This is a genomic window from Amycolatopsis regifaucium (assembly GCF_001613935.1).
Classification (GTDB): domain Bacteria; phylum Actinomycetota; class Actinomycetes; order Mycobacteriales; family Pseudonocardiaceae; genus Amycolatopsis; species Amycolatopsis regifaucium.
Genome location: NZ_LQCI01000023.1, coordinates 81,151 through 100,712, shown reverse-complemented (window position 1 = coordinate 100,712; position 19,562 = coordinate 81,151). Strand labels below are relative to the sequence as shown.

General features: G+C 69.4%; 19 protein-coding genes. 9 read left to right on the top strand and 10 right to left on the bottom strand.

What is annotated here, in order from left to right; translation table 11 throughout:
- Positions 1-15: 15 nt before the first annotated feature.
- The 8 genes from AVL48_RS21955 to ssd form a co-directional block, all read right to left on the bottom strand.
- Complete coding sequence (locus tag AVL48_RS21955; protein WP_061985624.1) at positions 16-642, bottom strand: bifunctional DNA primase/polymerase; 627 nt, start codon at positions 640-642, stop codon at positions 16-18.
- Positions 643-1,051: 409 nt separating this feature from the next.
- On the bottom strand, positions 1,052-1,408 hold the full coding sequence (locus tag AVL48_RS21950) for an Rv3654c family TadE-like protein (protein ID WP_061985626.1): 357 nt from the start codon (positions 1,406-1,408) through the stop codon (positions 1,052-1,054).
- Complete coding sequence (locus tag AVL48_RS21945; protein WP_061985628.1) at positions 1,405-1,761, bottom strand: TadE family type IV pilus minor pilin; 357 nt, start codon at positions 1,759-1,761, stop codon at positions 1,405-1,407. The genes AVL48_RS21950 and AVL48_RS21945 overlap by 4 nt, the downstream gene beginning before the upstream one ends.
- Entirely contained in the window at positions 1,761-1,934 is a 174-nt protein-coding gene (locus AVL48_RS38455) for a DUF4244 domain-containing protein (protein ID WP_074038133.1), read from the bottom strand. The genes AVL48_RS21945 and AVL48_RS38455 overlap by 1 nt, the downstream gene beginning before the upstream one ends.
- Before the next feature lie 33 nt (positions 1,935-1,967).
- Positions 1,968-2,546 carry a type II secretion system F family protein gene (locus tag AVL48_RS21940; protein WP_061985787.1) on the bottom strand — a complete coding sequence of 193 codons (579 nt, stop codon included), beginning with the start codon at positions 2,544-2,546 and terminating at the stop codon, positions 1,968-1,970.
- The gene (locus tag AVL48_RS21935; protein WP_061985630.1) at positions 2,540-3,280 is read right to left on the bottom strand and encodes a type II secretion system F family protein; all 741 of its coding nucleotides are present in this window, start codon (positions 3,278-3,280) and stop codon (positions 2,540-2,542) included. The genes AVL48_RS21940 and AVL48_RS21935 overlap by 7 nt, the downstream gene beginning before the upstream one ends.
- On the bottom strand, positions 3,277-4,419 hold the full coding sequence (locus AVL48_RS21930) for a TadA family conjugal transfer-associated ATPase (protein WP_061985632.1): 1,143 nt from the start codon (positions 4,417-4,419) through the stop codon (positions 3,277-3,279). Before AVL48_RS21930 ends, AVL48_RS21935 begins: the two co-directional genes overlap by 4 nt.
- Positions 4,416-5,489, bottom strand: a complete 1,074-nt coding sequence (ssd, locus tag AVL48_RS21925) for a septum site-determining protein Ssd (protein ID WP_061985634.1) — start codon at positions 5,487-5,489, stop codon at positions 4,416-4,418. Before ssd ends, AVL48_RS21930 begins: the two co-directional genes overlap by 4 nt.
- A gap of 595 nt (positions 5,490-6,084) precedes the next feature.
- Between ssd and AVL48_RS21920 the strand changes: the two genes are divergently transcribed.
- The 7 genes from AVL48_RS21920 to nicT all read left to right on the top strand — a co-directional run bounded on the left by AVL48_RS21920 (position 6,085) and on the right by nicT (position 15,699).
- Positions 6,085-6,882: an HAD family hydrolase gene (locus AVL48_RS21920; RefSeq protein WP_061985788.1), complete on the top strand. Its 798-nt coding sequence runs from the start codon at positions 6,085-6,087 to the stop codon at positions 6,880-6,882.
- Between the two features lie 618 nt (positions 6,883-7,500).
- The gene (locus tag AVL48_RS21915) at positions 7,501-9,306 is read left to right on the top strand and encodes a glycoside hydrolase family 3 protein (RefSeq protein WP_063816565.1); all 1,806 of its coding nucleotides are present in this window, start codon (positions 7,501-7,503) and stop codon (positions 9,304-9,306) included.
- The gene (locus tag AVL48_RS21910; RefSeq protein ID WP_061985789.1) at positions 9,303-10,583 is read left to right on the top strand and encodes an exo-beta-N-acetylmuramidase NamZ family protein; all 1,281 of its coding nucleotides are present in this window, start codon (positions 9,303-9,305) and stop codon (positions 10,581-10,583) included. The genes AVL48_RS21915 and AVL48_RS21910 overlap by 4 nt, the downstream gene beginning before the upstream one ends.
- Positions 10,584-10,594: 11 nt before the next feature.
- Positions 10,595-12,370 carry a serine hydrolase domain-containing protein gene (locus AVL48_RS21905; protein ID WP_143104958.1) on the top strand — a complete coding sequence of 592 codons (1,776 nt, stop codon included), beginning with the start codon at positions 10,595-10,597 and terminating at the stop codon, positions 12,368-12,370.
- Positions 12,371-12,579: 209 nt separating this feature from the next.
- The gene (locus AVL48_RS21900; RefSeq protein WP_425266091.1) at positions 12,580-13,578 is read left to right on the top strand and encodes a MurR/RpiR family transcriptional regulator; all 999 of its coding nucleotides are present in this window, start codon (positions 12,580-12,582) and stop codon (positions 13,576-13,578) included.
- 17 nt (positions 13,579-13,595) lie between these two features.
- Complete coding sequence (locus AVL48_RS21895) at positions 13,596-14,525, top strand: N-acetylmuramic acid 6-phosphate etherase (RefSeq protein WP_061985636.1); 930 nt, start codon at positions 13,596-13,598, stop codon at positions 14,523-14,525.
- Positions 14,526-14,595: 70 nt separating this feature from the next.
- Positions 14,596-15,699: a Nickel transporter NicT gene (gene nicT / locus AVL48_RS21890; protein ID WP_061985638.1), complete on the top strand. Its 1,104-nt coding sequence runs from the start codon at positions 14,596-14,598 to the stop codon at positions 15,697-15,699.
- A 97-nt stretch (positions 15,700-15,796) separates the two neighbouring features.
- On the opposite strand, the gene AVL48_RS21885 is transcribed toward nicT, so the two are convergent.
- Positions 15,797-16,966 carry an MFS transporter gene (locus AVL48_RS21885; protein ID WP_061985640.1) on the bottom strand — a complete coding sequence of 390 codons (1,170 nt, stop codon included), beginning with the start codon at positions 16,964-16,966 and terminating at the stop codon, positions 15,797-15,799.
- 51 nt (positions 16,967-17,017) lie between these two features.
- On the opposite strand from AVL48_RS21885, the gene AVL48_RS21880 reads away from it, so the two are divergent.
- The gene (locus tag AVL48_RS21880; protein ID WP_061985642.1) at positions 17,018-17,323 is read left to right on the top strand and encodes an ArsR/SmtB family transcription factor; all 306 of its coding nucleotides are present in this window, start codon (positions 17,018-17,020) and stop codon (positions 17,321-17,323) included.
- Here the strand turns inward: AVL48_RS21880 and AVL48_RS21875 are convergent.
- On the bottom strand, positions 17,300-18,157 hold the full coding sequence (locus tag AVL48_RS21875) for an extracellular catalytic domain type 1 short-chain-length polyhydroxyalkanoate depolymerase (protein WP_082857722.1): 858 nt from the start codon (positions 18,155-18,157) through the stop codon (positions 17,300-17,302). The genes AVL48_RS21880 and AVL48_RS21875 overlap by 24 nt on opposite strands.
- A gap of 115 nt (positions 18,158-18,272) precedes the next feature.
- Here AVL48_RS21875 and AVL48_RS21870 point away from each other — a divergent pair, with 115 nt between their 5' ends.
- A complete protein-coding gene (locus AVL48_RS21870) occupies positions 18,273-19,547 on the top strand; it encodes a 3-hydroxybutyrate oligomer hydrolase family protein (RefSeq protein ID WP_177242363.1) in 1,275 nt (424 codons plus the stop codon).
- The last annotated feature ends 15 nt before the right edge of the window (positions 19,548-19,562 follow it).

Genomic DNA, 19,562 nt, shown 5'->3' with positions numbered 1-19,562 from the left:
GAAGTTGTGGGTTGATCAGGCGGCGGTGGTCAGGGTCGCCACGGGAGTGGCGGCCTTGTCACCGGCCAGCGCACGGACGAGCACGTCGTGCACATCGGCGGCCGCGGGCAGCTGCCAGCCCCAGACCTCGGGCTTGACCCGCCAGTGCACGACACCGTGCTGGAACGGCGACGGCGGCAGCGGGATGTAGTCGTTCGCGCCGTGCCACTGGATCGAAGCCTGCGCGGCCAGTTCCTGCGGGATGCTCGCGGCGACGGTGGTGAGGAACAGCCAACGGCCGTTCGGCATCGCGACGATCGGGGCCGGATGGCCGGTGGCGCGCAGCAGGCGGGCGGCCCGCTTGCCGAGCTGGTCGTCGACCTCGATGGCGTCCAGCACGGTGCCGGTGGCCACGAGCAGACTGTGCGTGTCGTCGCCGAACCAGGTGGCGACCTCGTGCGGGTGGGTCTCGGTCAGTTCACGCCAGTTGTCCTGCGCCGGGACGGGGCGCCGCCAGGTGAGGTCGTCACCTTCCGGGGTGAGCGCGGCGGGCTCCGCACCCGGGAGCACCGGCCAGCCACGCCAGGCGAGACCGATCGCCTCCGCCCGCATCTCGATGCGGAAGGCGCCCCGCCAGCTGTCCGGCCAATTCGCGTCCAACATTACTGCCCCTGCCTCAGGTCAACTCTGTCCTGTGTCCGTGCCACCCGGCGACCTTCTCGAAGTGGCGTACATCTCAATAAACGGCAAGTTGCACATCGGGAGAAGCCCTCACGCGACAACCGGCGGTTACTCAGCGATGAACGCGCGGTAGTGCGACAGGACGGACCGAACGCCGCACGTCCGATGAACGGGCGTGCGCGACCGGTGCCGCACCGTTCGTCGCAGCTGAGCAGGGCGTCCCGCCCCGGTGACCGCGGTCGCGACGGGCGGCACTCGACCGTTCGGCGGGGCGCTGATCATGGCTTCGACCGCTCGCCGCGCATCAACGACCGCTGCTCGCGCCCGGCGGTTACTCGCCCGTACTACCGGCCGGTCACCACCGGGACGACCGTTCATCGTGCGACGTGCGTCACGGTGGCCGGTCGACCGGACCCGCCCTCGCCCGCGCCTCCGCCTGTCCCAGGGTCGCCAGGTGTTCCGGCGCCGCCGACCGCACCTCGACCAGCGCGTCGCCTCGCTCCCAGCGGCAGGTGAGCAGCGTGACCGACATCCGGGCGGCGACCTGCCGCGCCCGGTCGCAAGCCGCGCCAGGACCTTCCGTGGCGTGCGAGGCCGCGGCGAGTGCCGCCAGATCGGCGGCCGCCTCGGTGTGGTGCCGCGCGGCGACGGCGGCGCCGATCCAGAAGGTGAACACGGCGACGGAGATCAGGACGGCGACGATCGAGGCTGTCCAGGCGGTCGCGACTCCGCGATCGTCCGCGTTCACGGCCCGCCACCCGGCTCGGCGACCGGTTCGGCGATCGCGAAGGCGTGAGAGCGCACCCGGATACCCGGCAGCAGTCCGCCCGCCGGTTCGGCCTCGACGCCGGTGGTGATGGCGTCGCCGTCGCGGACGACGTCGAAGCGGGCACCGGATGGCGCTATCTCCCGCACCGCCTGTTCGGCACGGACGGGGTCGCCGCGGGCGAGGAGCCGGGCCGCCTCTCGGGCCGCGTCGGTGCAGCGCACCTGATCGGCGGCGACCCCGATCCCGGCCAGCAACAGGGCCGAGACGAACGTCAGCGCGCCGATGCCGAGTGCGGCCTCCACCGTGACGGATCCGCGGTCGCCGCCGGGCATCAGGACTTCACCGACAAGGCGCGCTCGATGAGCGCGGTGAGCCCGGCGACGACGGCATCGCTGCTGACGATCAGGTAGAGAACACCGGCCAGCGCGGCGGCGGCCAAGGTGGCGATGGCGTATTCGACCGTCGCCATGCCGTCGTCGTCGCGGAAGGTGGGGAACTTGTTCATGGGAACGCCTTTCGATCATGAGGATTCCTCCGGTCAAGGGATTCCGCCGAGACGCCCGGCGAGGCCGAGCACGACGGGCAGGACACCGAGGCAGAGGAACGCGGGAAGGAAGCACAGGCCGATCGGCGCGGCCAGCAGGACTCCGGCCCGTTCGGCGCGTTCCTCGGCTTCGGCGGAGAGCGACTCGCGCAGTCGTCGCGCGAGGTCTTTCGCGTGAGTAGCCAGCGCGGTGCCCGCCCTCGCGGTGCGCACCGCGGCGACGGCCAGTTCGGCCAGACCGGGCCGGTCACGGACAGGCGCCCAAGCGTCGGCGGCTCCGACGCCCACGGCGAGGTGCGACGCCACCGAACGCAGAGCCGCGGCGGTCGCCGGTGAGGCGGCCGGCCCGACGGCCTCCAGCGCGACGGGTACCGGCAATCCGGCCGCCAGACAGGCGGCCAGTAGATCGAGGGCGGCCGCCGAGCTGAGAAGTTCGGAGACGCCCTTGTCCCTGGACGCTCGTTCCCGCAACCACATGAGGAGCCGTCCCGGGCGCGCGGCGGCGCCGAGACCGACACGCGGCCAGCAACAGACGGCTCCGCCCAACAGGATCAGCGCCACTGGGGTCAGCACGGCGCCACCCGCCCGGTGAGGACCCGGCACCAGGCCGTGCCCGCCCAGATCAGGCCGCAACCCACGACGAGCAACAGCTGACCGGTGCCCGTCCCGGTGAGGACGCTGACCGGGCTCGCCCCCATCGCCTCGCCGAGCGGCAGGCACACCAGCGGCAGGACGGCGAGCACGGCGGCACTCGCCCGAGGACCGGCCATCTTGGCCTTGAGACGACGGCGGAAGCCGATCTCCGCCTCGGCGTCCCGTCGCGCGGCGTCGAGGACATCGGCCATCGGAAGCCCGTACCGGCCGGCGAGGGTCCACGCGTTCACCAGTGCCGGTGGCGCGTCCGGGTCGGCTGTCTCACCGCCGAGCCGGGCGGACGCGATCAGCCCGCGCAATCGTCCGGACGCCGCGGGCAGCGCCTCCGCCGTGGCTTCGGCCGCCGCCACCGGATGGGCACCCGCCCGGAGTTCCCCGACCATCGTCCGCAGCACGGACGCGGTGAGTTCGGCTTCGGCCAGCGCCGCGTTCGTGCGTGCCCGATCTCGATGCTCCTGGCGAACGGTCAAGGTGAGCATCAGCGTCGCCGATGCCCAGCCGATCCCGAGAACCGGCAGAACGAGCAACGCGGGCAGGGGCCACCACCGAGCGCGAACGGCCGCGGGAAGGCGCCAAGCGAACGGAGTGCGAGCCACCGGCCTCGGCCAGCAAGCCAGCCCCGCGCCGCAGGAGAGGAGGAGCCAAGGGTTCATGCCGCCATCTCCTCGAACGGTGTCTCGTCGCCGATCCAGTGGCCTTGGCTCCACACCGGGACGACCTTGGCCTCGCCCCGCAGTGACCGCAGTACGCCGACCTCGTCCAGCCGCCGGATGCCGCTCGGCAGGCGGCGCATGTGCAGGACGACCCGCACCGCCGCGGTCAGCTGGCTGTGCAACGCGTCCCGTTTCAGGCCGCCGAGGGCGGCCAGCGCCTCCATCCGGGCGGGGACCTCCGACGGCGAATTGGCGTGCAGGGTGCACGCTCCGCCTTCGTGGCCGGTGTTCAGCGCGTTCAGCAACGCGCAGACCTCCTCGCCCCGCACCTCGCCGACGACCAGGCGGTCCGGACGCATGCGCAACGCCTGTCGCACCAGTTCGCCGAGGCCGATCTCGCCTGCGCCCTCGACGTTGGGCGGGCGGGCGATCAGGCTGACGAACTGCGGATGGTCCGGTTGCAGCTCACCGGCGTCCTCGACGCAGACGATGCGTTCGGCCGGCGGCACCGCGCCGAGCAGTGCGGAAAGCAAGGTCGTCTTGCCTGCCCCGGTCCCGCCGGACACCAGGAACGCGAGCCGTCGCCGGATGACCGAATCGAGCAGGGCGGCGCCACTGCCGCCGAACATCCCGCGCAACCGCAACGCGGCGAGGTCATGGGTGGCGGGCCGCAGGACGCGCAGCGAAAGGGCGGTTCCGGCGGGTGCGATCGGCGGGAGCACCGCGTGCATCCGGATCCGGCCGTGCGGCCCGACTCCCGGCAGCCAGCAGTCGGTGAACGGTTGCGCGTCGTCCAGCCGCCGCCCGCCGGCGAGGGCCAGCCGCTGGGCCAGCCTGCGGACGGCCTCCTCGTCCGCGAAACGGATGTCCGTCCTTTCCAGACCGTCGCCGGTGTCGGTCCAGACCTCGTCCGGTGCGGTGACGAGAACGTCGGTGGTGCCGGGGTTTTCGAGCAGCGGGGCGAGCGGTCCGGCACCGACGAACTCGTCGCGGGCCAGCCGGACCGCTCCGAGGACGGCGTCCTGACCGAGTGCGCCACCCGCTTCGGCGCGGACCGCCCGCGCGACGCTCACGGGGTCCGCCGGCCCGGCCGATCCGGCCAGCCGCCGCCGGACCCGCTCGACGAGATCGTCGGTCATCGCAAGACACCGGCCAGATCTCCGCGCGCGGCCGCGAGGACCTCGGCGGCGGCCGTGGCCAGATGTCCGCGATGTCTCGGGACGAACTCGCCGCGGTCGAGCGCGGTCGAAAGGGACCGCTCGCGGCCCATCGAGGTGATGAGCGGGGCGCCGACGGCGTCGGCGATCTCCTGCGGGATCAGCCCGGTGGGAGACGGCCCTCGGACGGCGACGCCGATCCGTGTCGCATGGGGTTCCACTCTGGCGAGTACCTGTCTCGCCGCCGCGCAGGCGCGCAGTTCCGCGGGGACGACGACCACGACCAGATCGGCCAGCCCGAGCACGGTGGCCGTCTCGGCGCCGAAATACCTCGGCAGATCGCAGACGACCGTCCGCCCCGCTCGCCGTCCGGCGCACAACACACCCTCGATCGCGTCCGGAGCGGGACCGCGCCCTTCCCGCCCGTAGGACACAAAGGACAGTGCTCCGGCGGCGTACCGCTTTCGCGGCAGGGCTTCGCTCAACGCCGTCATGGAGACCCGGCCGCCGAGGTCGAGCTCCGGCCAGCGCGGTCCGCGATCGCGTTCGGCGGCGAGGAGGACGTCGATACCGCCGCCGAGCGGATCGCAGTCGACGAGCAGCCCGCCGCTCCCGGATTTCTCCGCCTGATACGCGACGGCGGCCGCCAGCACGGAGGCCCCGGCTCCGCCTCGTCCGCCGATGACCCCGATGACGACGCCGTCGTCCCGCGCCGGCCCGTCGACGACGTCCGCGAACTCGCCGATGAGGTCGCCTTCCTCGTCCGGCAGCGAAAGGACCTTTTCCGAACCGGTGTTGAAGGCACGCTCCCACGTCACCGGTGTCGGAGCGCCCTTGCAGACGAGCAGCACCTTGTTCCGCCGCAGCAGCCGGTTCGGCGTGCTCGCGGCTTCTTCGTCGAGTACGACGAGTGGCGCGCGAGCCCACCTTCCGCGAGCGGCGTCCAGATCGGGCGCGCGTTCGACCTCGCAGCCCGCGGCCGCGGCCACGCGCAGAATCTCGTCGAGCAGGACGTCGTCTCCGGCGACGACGAGCGGATGTTCCTCGGCCATGACTCCCCCGGGGGTTCGGTCGGATTCGGTCTGTGCCTCCACGGTCGCGCCGGGCCCCGGCAACGCACAACGCCATTCCGCCGCACCTGTGGACAACCGGGGTGTTGTGGACAACTCCGCCACGGGAAACCGATTTCCGATCCGTTTCCGTCGGACCCTTCTGGCACACTTTCCGGCTTTCCGCGGCAGGCACCGCAAGTTCGTTTTCCGGCCTGGACGGAAACGAAAGGATTGACAGCAAAGGAAATTAGCGAGCGAAAACCGATTCGGCCTTGTCTCGACGGAATTCCGCACGCCGCCAAGGTCTGAACCATTGGCGCGGCGGGAAGTTGAAGGGCGACCCCCGCCAGGGGGGAGGGACGGGGGTCGCCTGGGGTTCAGCCCCGGGGGGTCGGACTGAACCTGGGTCCGGTGCGATACCGGACAATCCAACTGTAACTCCGGTACCGGCCCGTTGCGGTGTGCGCCGGTACCCACAATTCGATAACGGCACGACGCGCCGGATCCGGTGTCCGGTCGTGAATTTTCCACCGCCGCGGCCCGATCGTGGTCGACCAACCGGCGAGCCGCCGTCCGGCTCTCCTATCCTTGGCGAGTGGCCCAACCCAGCACGACACCGAGCCCGGTCGCGGCGTTCTTCGATCTCGACAAGACGATCATCGCGTCCTCGAGCGCTCTGGCCTTCAGCAAGCCGCTTTTGCGCGAAGGCCTGATCAACCGCCGAGCCGCGCTTCGCAGCGCGTACGCCCAACTCGTCTTCTCGCTCGCGGGCGCGGACGCGGCGAAAACGGAACGGATGCGAGCCGAGGTTTCCGCGCTGTGCACCGGATGGGACGTCGCCCAGGTGTCCGCGATCGTCCGCGAAACGCTGCACGACGTCGTCGACCCACTCATCTACGTGGAGGCCGCCGAACTGATCTCCGCGCACCTCGCGGACGGTCACGACGTCGTGGTGCTGTCGGCGACCGGCGAAGAGGTCGTCGCCCCGGTCGCCGAAATGCTGGGGGCGACGCGCAGCGTGGCCACGCGGATGCAGATCGTGGACGGCCGTTACTCCGGCGAAGTCGATTTCTATTGCTACGGCGAGAACAAGGCCGTCGCCGCGAAGCAACTCGCTGCGACCTACGGCTACGACCTCACGCAGTGCCACGCGTACACGGACTCGAGCACGGACATCCCGCTCCTCGAGGTCGTCGGGAGGCCGCACGCGGTCAATCCCGATCGCGTCCTGCGCAAGCACGCGACCGAACAGGGCTGGGAGATCCTCGCGTTCGAGCGCCCGATGTCGCTGCGGACCCGGATCCCGGCCAAGTCGGCGGGTCTGGTCGCGCTCGGCGCCGTCGCCGCCGGCGCCACCTGGTACGGCTACAACCGGCGCAAGCGCACCCGCTGACCGCATACCCACACGGCGGTACCGAACCGGTTTTCGCAGTCAGGGCCGGGAATTGTCTGTCGCGGAGGGTGCCCGTGTCACTAGATCGAGCCTCTGTACCGGTGCACCCGTCTGCGCACTTGAAGTGACCCGGCTCACGGCGTAGAAAGTAGGTGCGGACGTTCGTTCGGCCAGGGAACAGGTAGAAGAGAAGCCTGTTCCACCCCGGCGAATCTCCGTGTGCGGACACCGGGTACCCACGCGCAGCGCGCCGCGGGAGGCTCGTCGTCTAGGGACTGCGTACCGGGACGCCGGACGCCGAGTCCATGAAGGTACGACCAGAGTTGCACGCTTGGTCGCCCGAGTTGTCCGCACTGACTGGCGGCGCCCGCCGGCTTCGGCCGACGGGCGCCGCCAGTGTTTTGCCCGTCTTTTCCGGCGTGACCGGTCCGGTCACACCCCGGTGACTCGTCCTTTTCAAGCGTGACAGGCCCCTTCGCGTCCCTTTGGGTATGAACGGACCTGTCGCGGGGGTGGCCGATGGACAAGCAAAGTGCTCGTGGGTAGCTTCCGGATATCAGTGCTTCCAGGTGGACTTCTTTCCGCCTGAGAGTCAGGCACGAATCTGGGAGGCTTGAGGTGACGACCCGAACCACGCACGCCCGTCATCGGAGGATCCATGCGCTCGCCGTGCCCCTCGCGGGTCTGCTCACCCTCGCCGCCACGGGCGTTCCGGCGACCGCGCAGCCGGTGACCGCGGACGTGGAGGCGCAACGGACGCTGCGCGGGCTGACTCTGGAGCAGAAGGTCGGACAGCTGTTCGTCACGTGGGTGAACGGGAAGTCCGCCGACGAGGTCAACGCCAAGAACAAGGCCGACTTCGGAGTGGACACCCCGGCGCAGGTGATCGAGAAGTACCACCTCGGCGGCGTCATCTACTTCAACAACGACAGCCGCGACAACTTCGACGACCCGGTACAGGTCGCCAAGCTGTCGAACGGCCTCCAGCGGGCGGCCATCCGCAGCGGCGCCCGCATCCCGCTGCAGATCGCGACCGACCAGGAGGGCGGCACGGTCACCCGGATGGGGGCCCCCGCCACCGAACTGCCGAACGCGATGGCGATCTCGGCCGGCCGCGACACCGCTGCCGCGCAGCAGGCCGCCCGGATCCTCGGGCACGAACTCCGCGCCGTCGGCATCAACCAGGACTTCGCCCCCGACGCCGACGTGAACTCCAACCCGGCGAACCCGGTGATCGGTGTCCGCTCCTTCTCCGGCCGCCCGGATCTGGCGAGCCAGTACGTCGGAGCACAGGTGAAGGGCTTCCAGGACTCCGGCCGCCGCACCGAAACGGTGTCCGCGGCCGCGAAGCACTTCCCCGGACACGGCGACGCGGCCACCGACAGTCACCTCGAACTGCCCCGGATCGACCGGAGCGAGGCCAGCTGGCGCGAAACCGACGTGCCGCCGTTCAAAGCCGCCATCGCGGCGGGCATCGACTCGATCATGAGCGCGCATATCCAGTTCCCGAGCCTCGACCCGTCCGGCGAACCCGCCACGCTGTCGAAGCCGATCCTCACCGGCAAGCTGCGCGGGGAACTCGGCTACCGCGGCGTCGTCGTCACAGACTCCCTCTCGATGGACGCCGTGCGCGAGCTGCACACCGACGCGGAGATCCCGGTGCTGGCGCTCAAGGCGGGCATCGACCAGCTGCTGATGCCGGTGAACCTCGACCTCGCGATCAACTCGGTGCTCGACGCGGTCCGCAAGGGTGAGCTGACCGAGCGCCGCATCGACGAGAGCGTGCTGCGCATCCTCAAGCTCAAGCTGAACCGCGGGATCCTGACCTCCCCGTTCGTCGACCCGGCCAAGGTGATGTCGAAGGTCGGTGTCCCGGCCAACCTCGCCACCGCGCAGGGCATCGCCGACCGGTCGATCACCGCGATCCGCAACGACGGTGGCCTCCTGCCGCTCAAGCAGCAGCCCGCGAAGACGCTCGTGACCGGCTGGGGTGTGAGCACGACGACCTCGCTGGCCGCGAAACTCACCGCGCACGGCACGCAGGCGACGGCGCTGCAGACCGGCCAGACCCCGACAGACGCGCAGATCGCGCAGGCCGTCGCGGCGGCCAAGAACGTCGACCTCGTCGTCGTGCTGACCAACAACGTCGGCACGTATCCGTTGCAGGGCAAGCTGTTGCAGGCACTGGCCGACACCGGGAAGCCGGTCGTCGCGGTCGCCGCCCAGATCCCCTACGACGCCGGTTACGAGAACCCGATCAAGACGTGGCTCGCCACGTACGGCTACATCTCGCCTTCGCTCGAAGCGCTGGCGAAGGTGATCCTCGGGAAGGTGAAGCCGCAGGGCAAGCTGCCGGTGGACGTCCCCGCCGGCAAGGACGTGGGCACGGTGAAGTACCCCTTCGGCCATGGGCTGACGTGGTGAGCCTCAACCGCCGCCACTTCCTCGTCACCGGGGCGCTGGCCGTCCCGGCGCTGACGGCCGCGTCGTCGGTCGCGCAGGCCCAACCCCAGGCCGAAGGGCACGGCGAGAGCAAAGGTCCCTCGCTCACCCGCACCGGGGCGGACGTCCTCGCGGCCAAGGGCTGGGCACCGCTGGCGGGCCGCAAACTCGGCGTGCTGTCGAACCCGACGGGTGTCCTCGCGAGCGGCGACCACATCGTCGATTCGATGGTCGCCGCCGGAGTCCGCCCGCTCGCCGCGTTCGGCCCCGAGCACGGTTTCCGCGGCAGCGCGCAGGCGGGCGGGTCCGAAGGCGACTACACCGATCCCCGCACCGGCGTCCCCGTATACGACGCGTACGGCGCCGACGCGACGAAGCTGGCCGGGATGTTCACGAAGGCGGGCGTCGACACCGTCGTCTTCGACATCGCCGACGTCGGCGCGCGGTTCTACACCTACATCTGGTCGCTGTACACGGCGATGGTCGCGGCGGCCAAGGCCGGCGCCGCGGTGGTCGTGCTGGACCGGCCGAACCCGTTGGGTGGCAAGGCCGCCGGGCCGATGCTGAACCCGGCGTACGCCTCGGGTGTCGGCCGGAAGCCGATCGTGCAGCAGCACGGCATGACCGTCGGTGAACTCGCGCGGTTCTTCGCCGCCGAGTTCCTGCCTGCCGAAGGGGTCACGCCGGGCAGGCTCGAGATCGTCGAGGTGCGCGGCTGGCGGCGTGACCAGCTCTTCGACCGCACCGGGCTGACCTGGGTCCCGCCGAGTCCGAACATGCCGACACCGGACACCGCGCTCGTCTATCCCGGCACCGGGATGTTCGAAGGCACCGTGTTCTCCGAAGGCCGCGGCACCACCAGGCCGTTCGAGATCATCGGCGCGCCCGGCCTCGATTGGCGCTGGCGCGAGAGGCTCGGCGAACTAAGGCTTCCCGGCGTGAAGTTCCGTGAGGCCTACTTCGTGCCGACGTTCGGCAAGTTCGTGAACGAGCCGTGCGGCGGCGTGCAGGTGACCATCACGGACCCGCGGGTGTTCGACGCGATCCACACCACGGTCACCATGTTCGTCACCGCGAAGCAGGTGCACCCGGACAAGTTCAAGTGGCGGCCCGACAACTTCCTCGACAAGCTCTCGGGCTCCGACAGGCTGCGCACGATGATCGACAAGGGCGCCGGGGTGGACGAGATCGTCGGGTCCTGGCAGGCCGAACTGGCCGAGTTCGACCGGAAACGCCGTCGCCATCTCATCTATCGCTGAGGGGAACGACCTTGCGTGTTAGGAAGATCCTGATCGCGGCTGTTTCCGTCCTGGTCGCGGCGACCACGTTGTCGACGGCGGGAGCACAGGCGATTCCGGGGAGCGAACAACAGCGAGACCGCGCGGCGGGCCGGTTCGACAAGCCGCGCGAGGGCTTCGCGCCCGCGTCCACCGTCCTGCGTGACGGCGCGCCCGCGGACGTCGGGCTCGACCCGGCACCGATCAAGGCGGCCGAACGGTTCATCGACAGCTGGACCCAGCCGGACGCGACGGGGCACCCGCACTTCTCCGGCGCGGTCGGCCTGCTGGCGCACGACGGCGTCATCGTCGAACGCCGCGCCGTCGGCGGCGCGGTCCGCTACGCCGACGCGAAGGGCACCGAGCTGCCGCCGGAGCAGCAGGTCCCGATGCGCGCGGACACGATCTTCGACATGGCCTCGATCTCGAAGCTGTTCACCTCCATCGCGGTGATGCAACTGGCCGAGACCGGGAAACTGGACATCTCCGCACCAGTGGTGCGGTATCTGCCGGAGTTCGGGGTGAACGGCAAGGAGGCCGTCACCGTCCAGCAACTGCTGACCCACGTGTCGGGGTTCGCCGCGACGCCGCTCCCGTCGCTGTGGGAGGGCTATCCGGACATCCCGTCACGCCGGAAGGCCGTCCTCGACAGTCCCCTGAAGAACCCTCCGGGCAGCACGTACCTCTATTCCGACCTCAACCTGCTGACGCTCGGTTTCCTGGTCGAGAAGGTGGCCGGTGCGCCGTTGGACAAGGTGGTCCAGGACCGCATCGCGGCTCCGCTGGGCCTCACCGACACCGGGTACAACCCGCCCGCGTCGAAACTCGCCAGGGTCGCGGCGACCGAGTACGCCGCGAAGCCGCCTCGGGGCCTCGTACGCGGTGAGGTCCACGACGAGAACGCGTGGTCGCTGGGCGGGGTCGCCGGGCACGCCGGCGTGTTCTCCACGGCCGGCGACATGGCCGTGCTGGCACAGACGATCCTGAACGGCGGCGCGTACCGCGGTCAGCGGATCCTGCGCGAGGAAACCGTGCGAGCGATGCTGACGAACTACAACCACAAATTCCCCGACAACTCCCACGGACTCGGCTTCGAACTCGACCAGCCCTGGTACATGGGCGCGCTGTCGGCGCCCTCGACCGCCGGGCACACCGGATTCACCGGAACGTCGCTGGTGATCGATCCGCTGTCACGTTCGTTCGCGATCCTGCTCACCAACCGCGTGCACCCGACGCGGAACTGGGGATCGATCAACCTCGCCAGGGAGACGTGGGCGAGTTCGCTCGCGAAGGCGATGGCGGTTCGCCCGGTACGCGGCCGGGACGCCTGGTTCAGCGGCGCGGGAGACGTCTCCACGGCCACGCTGACGACCCCACCGCTGCGGACCCGTGGCGGGCCGCTGAAGGTCTCCTTCGACACCTTCGTGGACACGGAAGGGCCGGCTGATTCGCTCTTTTTGGAAACAAGTACCGACGACGGAGTCACCTGGAAAACGATTACTCTGCGTGCAAGCGGAGCGGGTGCGCCCGTCGGCGATCAAACCGGCCTCGGCGGGCATGGCCATCGGGCTTGGTGGCGGGTCACCGCCGAGGTGTCACAAAGCTCACAAATCGCCTTTCGCTGGCGTTACACGACCGACGCTCGTTACACGGGACGCGGAATTTCTTTGGATGGTGTGAAAGTCACTGAACGCGGCCATTCACTGCTGGACAGTGAGCGACAACCCTCCGCTTTCAGTGCGTCAGGGTGGCAGTTGAGCGCTAGGTAGCCGGGCCGCTCCGCTGCGCTGTCCGCCTGCCCCGTTGACCGGGACGCAGCCCCTTGCATCGCGACACTAAGTTGCCAAGTCGTTAGCTCGACCTCGTTAACGGCCTCGACCTGGTTAGCGACTTTCTGGTCAACGATTAATCGCAAATCGAATCCGCAGACACGGATAGGTTGCGATCTTCCTGAAGGGTGTGGGTAGCCTTGTCGCAGATGCCAACGGTTAGTAACTTTCCCACGGTGGGCGATACCGATTCCGTAATCGCGGCCGCACCGTCCGAGGCCGTGCCGGCGCAGCCGACACGGGACGCTGACGCGAGCCCGCTTGTCCGGATCCGCTCACTGCTGCCTGGGCTCGCCAGGGCGGAACAGCGCGTCGCGAAGGTGGTCCTCGAAGACCCTGCGACGGTCGCGCGGCGCAGCATCACCGAGGTCGCGCTCGCGGCCAACACCAGCGAAACCACCGTCACGCGGTTCTGCAAGGCCGTTGGCGTCGGCGGATACCCGCAGCTCAGGATCGCCTTGGCGGCCGACACCGCCCGCACGGAGGCCAGGTCGAGCCGTAACCTCGGCGGCGAGATCGGCCCGGACGACGACCTGGCCGCGGTCATCGGCAAGGTCAGCTTCGCGGACGCGCGCGCCGTGGAGGAGACCGCCGACCAGCTCGACATCCCGTCGCTACAGCGGGTGATCGATGTCTTGGCGGGCGCGGGCCGCGTGGACGTCTACGGCGTGGGCGCGAGCGCGTTCGTGGCCGCCGATCTGCAGCAGAAGCTGCACCGCATCGGCCGGGTCAGTTTCGCCTGGTCCGACACCCACATCATGCTGACCTCGGCCGCCGTGCTGAGCCCCGGAGACGTCGCGATCGGCATCTCGCACACGGGCGCGACCACGGACACCGTCGAGGCCCTGCGGGTGGCGCGCGAACACGGCGCGATCACCGTCGCCGTGACGAACTTCCCCAGGTCGCCGATCACCGAGGTCTCCGACCACATCCTGACCACTGCGGCGCGCGAGACGACGTTCCGCTCCGGTGCGACCGCCAGTCGCATCGCGCAGCTGACCGTCATCGACTGTCTGTTCATCGGTGTCGCGCAGCGGCACATGGACGCGTCGGTCAACGCTCTCGACGCGACCAGGGACGCGGTTGGCTCGCACCGGCTGGGCGTACGGCCCGACGGCAGGCGGCGACCGCGGGAAACCGGCAAATGAGCGAAAAAGTGAGGCGCATGATGACCGTCCCACGCCAGGTGGTGCACGTCGATTCGCCAACCGAACAGCGTAATCCACGGACGACCGACATCGACCTGATGTCGACCATGGGCATTCTCGGCGCGATCAACGCCGAGGACCGCCGGGTACCCGAAGCCGTCGCGGCGGTGCTGCCGCAGGTGGCGCGGGCGGTCGACTTCGCCGTGGAGGCGCTGCGGTCGGGGCACCGCGTGCACTACTTCGGGGCAGGTACCTCCGGCAGGCTGGCGACGTTGGACGCGGCGGAACTCGTGCCGACGTTCAACGTGCCCTCCGACTGGTTCATCGCGCATCACGCGGGCGGCGCGCGCGCTCTGCGCCAAGCCGTCGAAGACGCCGAGGACGACACGAAAGCCGGAGCCGCCGAAGTGGCCGAGGACGTCGCGCCCGGTGACTTCGTGCTCGGGCTGACGGCTTCGGGCCGGACGCCCTACGTGCTCGGCGCGCTGGCCGCGGCCAGCCGTCGCGGCGCCCGTACCGCCCTGGTTTCGGGCAACCCGGCCGCGGTGCTGCCACCCGGCGTCGATGTCCTCATCGCGGTGGACACCGGCCCGGAAGCGATCGCCGGGTCGACGCGGATGAAGGCGGGGACGGCGCAGAAGATCATCCTCACCGCGTTCTCCACCGCGACGATGATCAAACTCGGCCGGACGTACTCGAACCTGATGGTCAGCATGCGCGCGACCAACGCGAAGCTGCGCGGACGGACCATCCGGATCCTGCGCGAAGCCACCGGCATGAGCATGGCGGACTGCTCCGACGCGCTCACCGAGGCCGACGGCGACCTGAAGGTCGCGCTGGTCCATCTGCTGTCGGGCGAGGACGTCGCGAACGCGGCGAAGGCGCTCGCGGCCAACGATGGCCACGTACGCAAGGCTCTCGACTCCCTGCGGGTGCGCGCGAGCTGAACCACCGATTGCCCATCATCTGCTCATCTGCTTAGGCTCTCAGGTATTGCGACTGAGAGGTCGGGTGGTCATGAGCACCGGCGGACGAACCCGTTCATCCCGACGCCTCGCGCTCACGCGACGCGAACGGGCGTCCGTGGCCGGAATGGCCGGATTCATCCTGCTGCTCAACGTCGTGGGCTGGGGGGTCCTGACGCTTTTCGTGGCGCCGCGCAACTATGAGCTCGGCGCCACGGGCGCTTTCGGGATCGGCCTCGGCGTGACCGCTTTCGTGCTCGGGACGCGGCACGCGTTCGACGCGGACCACATCGCCGCCATCGACAACACCACCCGCAAACTGATGGCCGAGGGTCAGCGGCCGCTTTCGGTGGGTTTTTGGTTCTCCCTGGGCCATTCCACGATCGTCTTCCTCCTGTGCCTGCTGCTGCCGCTCGGCGTCCGCGCGCTCGCCGGCGCGGTCGAGGACGACTCGTCGGCGTTGCACAAGGCGACCGGGCTGATCGGGACGTCCGTTTCGGCGGCGTTCCTGTACGTCATCGGGATCATGAACCTGGTGGTGCTGGTCGGCATCGTGAAGGTGTTCCGGCGGATGCGGCGGGGCGAGTTCGACGAAGCGGCGCTGGAACGGCAGCTCGACAACCGCGGCTTCATGAACCGATTGCTCCGTGGCGCGACGAAAGCCGTGCGCAAGCCCTGGCACATCTATCCCATCGGCGTGCTGTTCGGCCTCGGCTTCGACACCGCGACCGAGATCAGCCTGCTGGTGCTCGCCGGCGGCGCGGCCGCGTTTTCCCTGCCCTGGTACGCGATCCTGGTGCTGCCGATCCTATTCGCCGCGGGAATGACGCTGTTCGACACCGCCGATGGTTGCTTCATGAACTACGCGTACGGCTGGGCCTTCGCGAAGCCGGTGCGGAAGATCTACTACAACCTCACGGTGACGGCGCTTTCTGTCGCGGTAGCGCTGCTGATCGGAACGATCGAGATCATCTCGATCATCGCCGAACGCTTCGGCATCACGACCGGACCGCTCGCGGCGATCGGGGCGCTGAGTCTTGATTACGTCGGCTACGCGGTCGTAGCACTGTTCGTGCTTACGTGGCTCTTCGCGCTCCTCGTATGGCGCTTCGCGCGTATCGAGGAGCGTTGGTCGGCCCGGCTTTCCGTGAAGTAGGCCCCTGACCTGCGGAAAGAGAGCAAGGGACCGTTGCTGTCACTTACTTAGCGTACCTACGCTAACGATAGCAAAGGTCCCTTGCTATCACTTTTGATCAGGCGGGCTGGGCCACCCGCGTGCGCGAAGGCAGCGAAAGCGCGAAGGCGAGCAGAGCGACGAAGGCGGCCACGGGACCAATCCACCACACGCCCGCCGACGACAGGACGACCCCGCCCAGCGCGGCACCGAGGGCACCGCCGCCGTAGATGGCGGAACCGTTGAGTCCCAAGGCGACCGTCGGCGCGTCAGGCGCCAGCGAGAACAACCGGTGCTGCTGCGGCACCATCAGCATTCCGCCGAACACCCCCGAAGCCAGCGCCAGGACCAGCGAGCCGGGCAGGCTCAGCACGGCGACGTCCAGCAGCGCGAACGTCACCGCCGTGCCGATGAGCGAAATCGAGCGGACTCGTGCGGAACCGAGCGAGTCGGTGGCCCGGCCGGCGAAGGCGTTGCCCACGATCTGCCCGATCCCGAAACCGACGAGCAGCCACGAGATCATCGCGCCCGCCGCCACCGGCGCGACCAGCACCGGCAGGTACACGAAGGCCGCGAAGCCCGCGGCGGTGCCGAGAACGCTCACGCCGAGCACGCGCACGATCGGCGGCCGCCCGACGACGGCGAGCCTGTCGCGCAACGACACCGTCGGCATCCGGACTCCCGGCAGAAGCGGCACGAGCAGCATCACGATCAGCGCCACCGCGCCGATCCCCCACATCACCGCGCGCCAGCCGAACCAGTTGCCGGCCAGCACCCCGATCGGCACGCCGAGCACCATCGAAACGCTCATCCCGTTGGAGACCGTGGCCAGCGCGCGGCCCCGGCGTTCGTCCGACGCCAGCGCACCGGCGAGAACGTAAGCGTTGGATTGGAACGCGGCGGCCCCCAGTGCGGCCAGCACGCGAGCGACGGCGACCACGGCGAACGTGTCGCCGAGCGCCTGACCGGCCATGCCGATCGTGAACAGCACCATCCCGGCCCCGAGCACCCAGCGCCGGTCCAGCCGTCCGGTGAACGCCGCGATGAGCGGCGACGAGACCGCGTAGGTCACCGCGAAGACGGTGGTCAGCTGGCCCGCGACGGCTTCGGAAACACGCAGGTCGGCGGCAATGGCAGGCAGCAGCCCGTTCATGACGAACCCATCCGTGCCGACGGTGAAGGTACCGACGGCGAGTATCAGAAGAGCCCCCAGAGCGAGCCGATCATTTGATGATCGTCGAATCGTCATGAGAGGTATAGTGGCCGGATCATTCGATGGCTGTCAAACAGTTGGAGTGAAGTGAGCAGCACGCTGCCGCAACCGGCGACCGAGGAGATCCAGATCGTGGCGGTGCTCCAGGCGCTCGCGGATCCGGTTCGCCTGGAGCTGATCCGTGCCCTGCGAAGCAATCCTTCGCCGCGAAGCTGCGCCGTCACCGAGTACGACGTCGAGATCAGCGCGCCGACGCTCTCCCACCACTGGAAGGTCCTGCGCGAGGCCGGCCTGACGACGACGTTCGTCGAAGGCCGGACCCGCTGGGTCGAACTACGGACCGAGGACATCCACGAGCGGTTCCCAGGTCTACTGGACGCCGTCCTCGCCTAGCCGCCACTTCGCCGCGAGTTCTCCCGCCGCGCACACGCCGACGTCGAGCAGGTACGGCCCGGCCTGACCGCATCCGGACCCGGGCGCGATCGGCTGACCGTGGCCCATCCCGTTGATCGCGTGCGTGTCGACGGCGGCCCCGACGTCGCTCCACTGCTCGGAAAGCTCGCGCATGTTCATCGGGGCGACCGTGTAGTCCGCGGTCCCGTGCCAGACACTGACCGGCGAACGCGACCCCGTGCCCGCGGCACGCACCTTGTCGCCCCACTGCTTCGGCGTCAGATCCTTGCCGGGATTCATGCACGGGTACGCGTCGATCATCGAAGTCGCGCAGCCGTACGGCAAACCCGCCACGACACCGCCGCCCGCGAACAGTTCCGGATACGCCGCGAGCAGCACCGAGGTCATCGCCCCGCCCGCCGACAGTCCGGTCACGTAGGTCCGGCTTCCGGCCGCGGAGCGCGCCATCTGCGCGATCGATTCCGCTTCCCCGGAGCCGCGCTTGATGTCCCCTGACTGGAACCAGTTGAAGCACTTGTTGAAGTTGTTCGCCGAAACCTGTTCCGGCAGAACGAGCTCGAACCGCAAGCGGTCCGCGAGTCCGATCCAGCCGGAGCCACGCGCGTATCCGGCGGCGTCCTGGGTGCAGCCGTGCAGCACGACGACCACCGGACGTCCGGACGGCAGCCCGTCGGGGACGTATTCGAACATCCGCAACGCACCGGGATTGCTCCCGAACCCGGTCACGGGGCGGATCGTCGCCGCCTGCGCCGGAGCCGGGAATAGTAGGGCCAATGTCGAAACCACCGCGCCGATGAGGAGTTTTCGCATCATCCGAGGCCAAACCGCCGCCCTCGGATTTTCCACGTGGCGGACCACCACAGCGGCGACCCGTTTTGTGTGGTCACCCCGGGTACCGATCCGGAAGAGACCTGCTTACCGTCGGCCGATGCGGCTCATTCTGGTCCTCGCGATGATGCTGGCCCTGATCACTCCCGCCGAAGCGGCGGCGAGCGGATGCGCGAACGTGCGCGTTCCCGGGGCCGTGAAGCAGCACCTGTCCTGTTTGGACGATCTGACCACCACCGGAACCCTGGCCACCGGGCACACCGTCCCAGCCGATTGGGCAGGCCTGACGTCGGCCGGATTTCCTGCGCCCAAGGGTGTTCCCGGTATCCAGATCGACGGCTATTTCCCGGACACGTCCACGGCCAACACGGCACACGGGTGGAACCACGACGCACAGTTCGTGCTGCGCCTGCCCGACCGCTGGAACGGCGGCCTCGTGGTCTCCGGTTCCCCCGGTGTGCGTCGGCAGTACGCGAACGACCGCGCGATCGGCGACCAGGTCCTCGCCGCGGGCTACGCGTTCGCCGCGACCGACAAGGGCAACACCGGCGCCGATTTTCACACCGACGGACGCCGCCCGGGTGACGCGCTCGCGGAGTGGAACTCGCGGGTCACGCAGCTGACCATCGCCGCGAAAGCGGCCGTGGCCCATCGTTACGGACGCCTGCCGAGCCGCACCCTCGCGGCCGGGATGTCGAACGGCGGTTACCTCGTCCGCTGGCAACTCGAGAACCGGCCGTGGCTCTACGACGGCGGCATCGATTGGGAGGGCACGCTCTGGCACGAGGACGGCCCGAACCTGTTCACCTTCCTCCCGCCCGCCATCAAGGCCTACCCCGCCTACGCCGCCGGTTCCGAGGCAGCGCACCGAAAGATCCTCGACGCCGGCTTCGCACCAGGCTCGGAGTTCTTGTGGCAGTACCACAACGACGTCTACTGGGGACTGACGCAGCGCATCTATCAGGCCGAATTCGATCCGGCGTTCACCGGCACCGATTACGACTACGACGCTCGCCCGCCGTCGGTCCACCGCGCGGTCGAACGGATCTCGCTCACCGGCCGGATCGGCAAGCCGCTGATCACCCTGCACGGCACCCTCGACACCCTCCTGCCGATCACCCGCGACTCCGACGTCTACCAGCGGATGATCGCCGAGCAGGGCCGGGCGGGCCTGCAGCGCTACTTCCGGATCGTGGACGGGAACCACGTCGACGGCCTGTACGACGCGTACCCGGACAGGCTGCGCCCCATCGGTCCGTGTTTCCGGACGGCGTTCACCGCACTCGAAGGCTGGCTCGACGGCGTTGCGCCGCCCGCCTCGGCGACGATCCCGCGCGCGAGCGGTGACCTCGCGACCACCTGCGCCCTAGGCTGATCGCACCGTGACTTC

What these genes read in the sequence shown, in the direction of transcription:
- AVL48_RS21955 (WP_061985624.1), bottom strand. Translation starts at nt 642, where the DNA reads ATGTTGGACGCGAATTGGCCGGACAGCTGGCGGGGCGCCTTCCGCATC.
- AVL48_RS21945 (WP_061985628.1), bottom strand. Translation starts at nt 1,761, where the DNA reads ATGCCCGGCGGCGACCGCGGATCCGTCACGGTGGAGGCCGCACTCGGC.
- AVL48_RS38455 (WP_074038133.1), bottom strand. Translation starts at nt 1,934, where the DNA reads ATGAACAAGTTCCCCACCTTCCGCGACGACGACGGCATGGCGACGGTC.
- AVL48_RS21935 (WP_061985630.1), bottom strand. Translation starts at nt 3,280, where the DNA reads ATGAACCCTTGGCTCCTCCTCTCCTGCGGCGCGGGGCTGGCTTGCTGG.
- AVL48_RS21930 (WP_061985632.1), bottom strand. Translation starts at nt 4,419, where the DNA reads ATGACCGACGATCTCGTCGAGCGGGTCCGGCGGCGGCTGGCCGGATCG.
- ssd (WP_061985634.1), bottom strand. Translation starts at nt 5,489, where the DNA reads ATGGCCGAGGAACATCCGCTCGTCGTCGCCGGAGACGACGTCCTGCTC.
- AVL48_RS21900 (WP_425266091.1), top strand. Translation starts at nt 12,580, where the DNA reads ATGCCAACGGTTAGTAACTTTCCCACGGTGGGCGATACCGATTCCGTA.
- AVL48_RS21895 (WP_061985636.1), top strand. Translation starts at nt 13,596, where the DNA reads ATGATGACCGTCCCACGCCAGGTGGTGCACGTCGATTCGCCAACCGAA.
- nicT (WP_061985638.1), top strand. Translation starts at nt 14,596, where the DNA reads ATGAGCACCGGCGGACGAACCCGTTCATCCCGACGCCTCGCGCTCACG.
- AVL48_RS21885 (WP_061985640.1), bottom strand. Translation starts at nt 16,966, where the DNA reads ATGACGATTCGACGATCATCAAATGATCGGCTCGCTCTGGGGGCTCTT.
- AVL48_RS21875 (WP_082857722.1), bottom strand. Translation starts at nt 18,157, where the DNA reads ATGATGCGAAAACTCCTCATCGGCGCGGTGGTTTCGACATTGGCCCTA.
- AVL48_RS21870 (WP_177242363.1), top strand. Translation starts at nt 18,273, where the DNA reads ATGCGGCTCATTCTGGTCCTCGCGATGATGCTGGCCCTGATCACTCCC.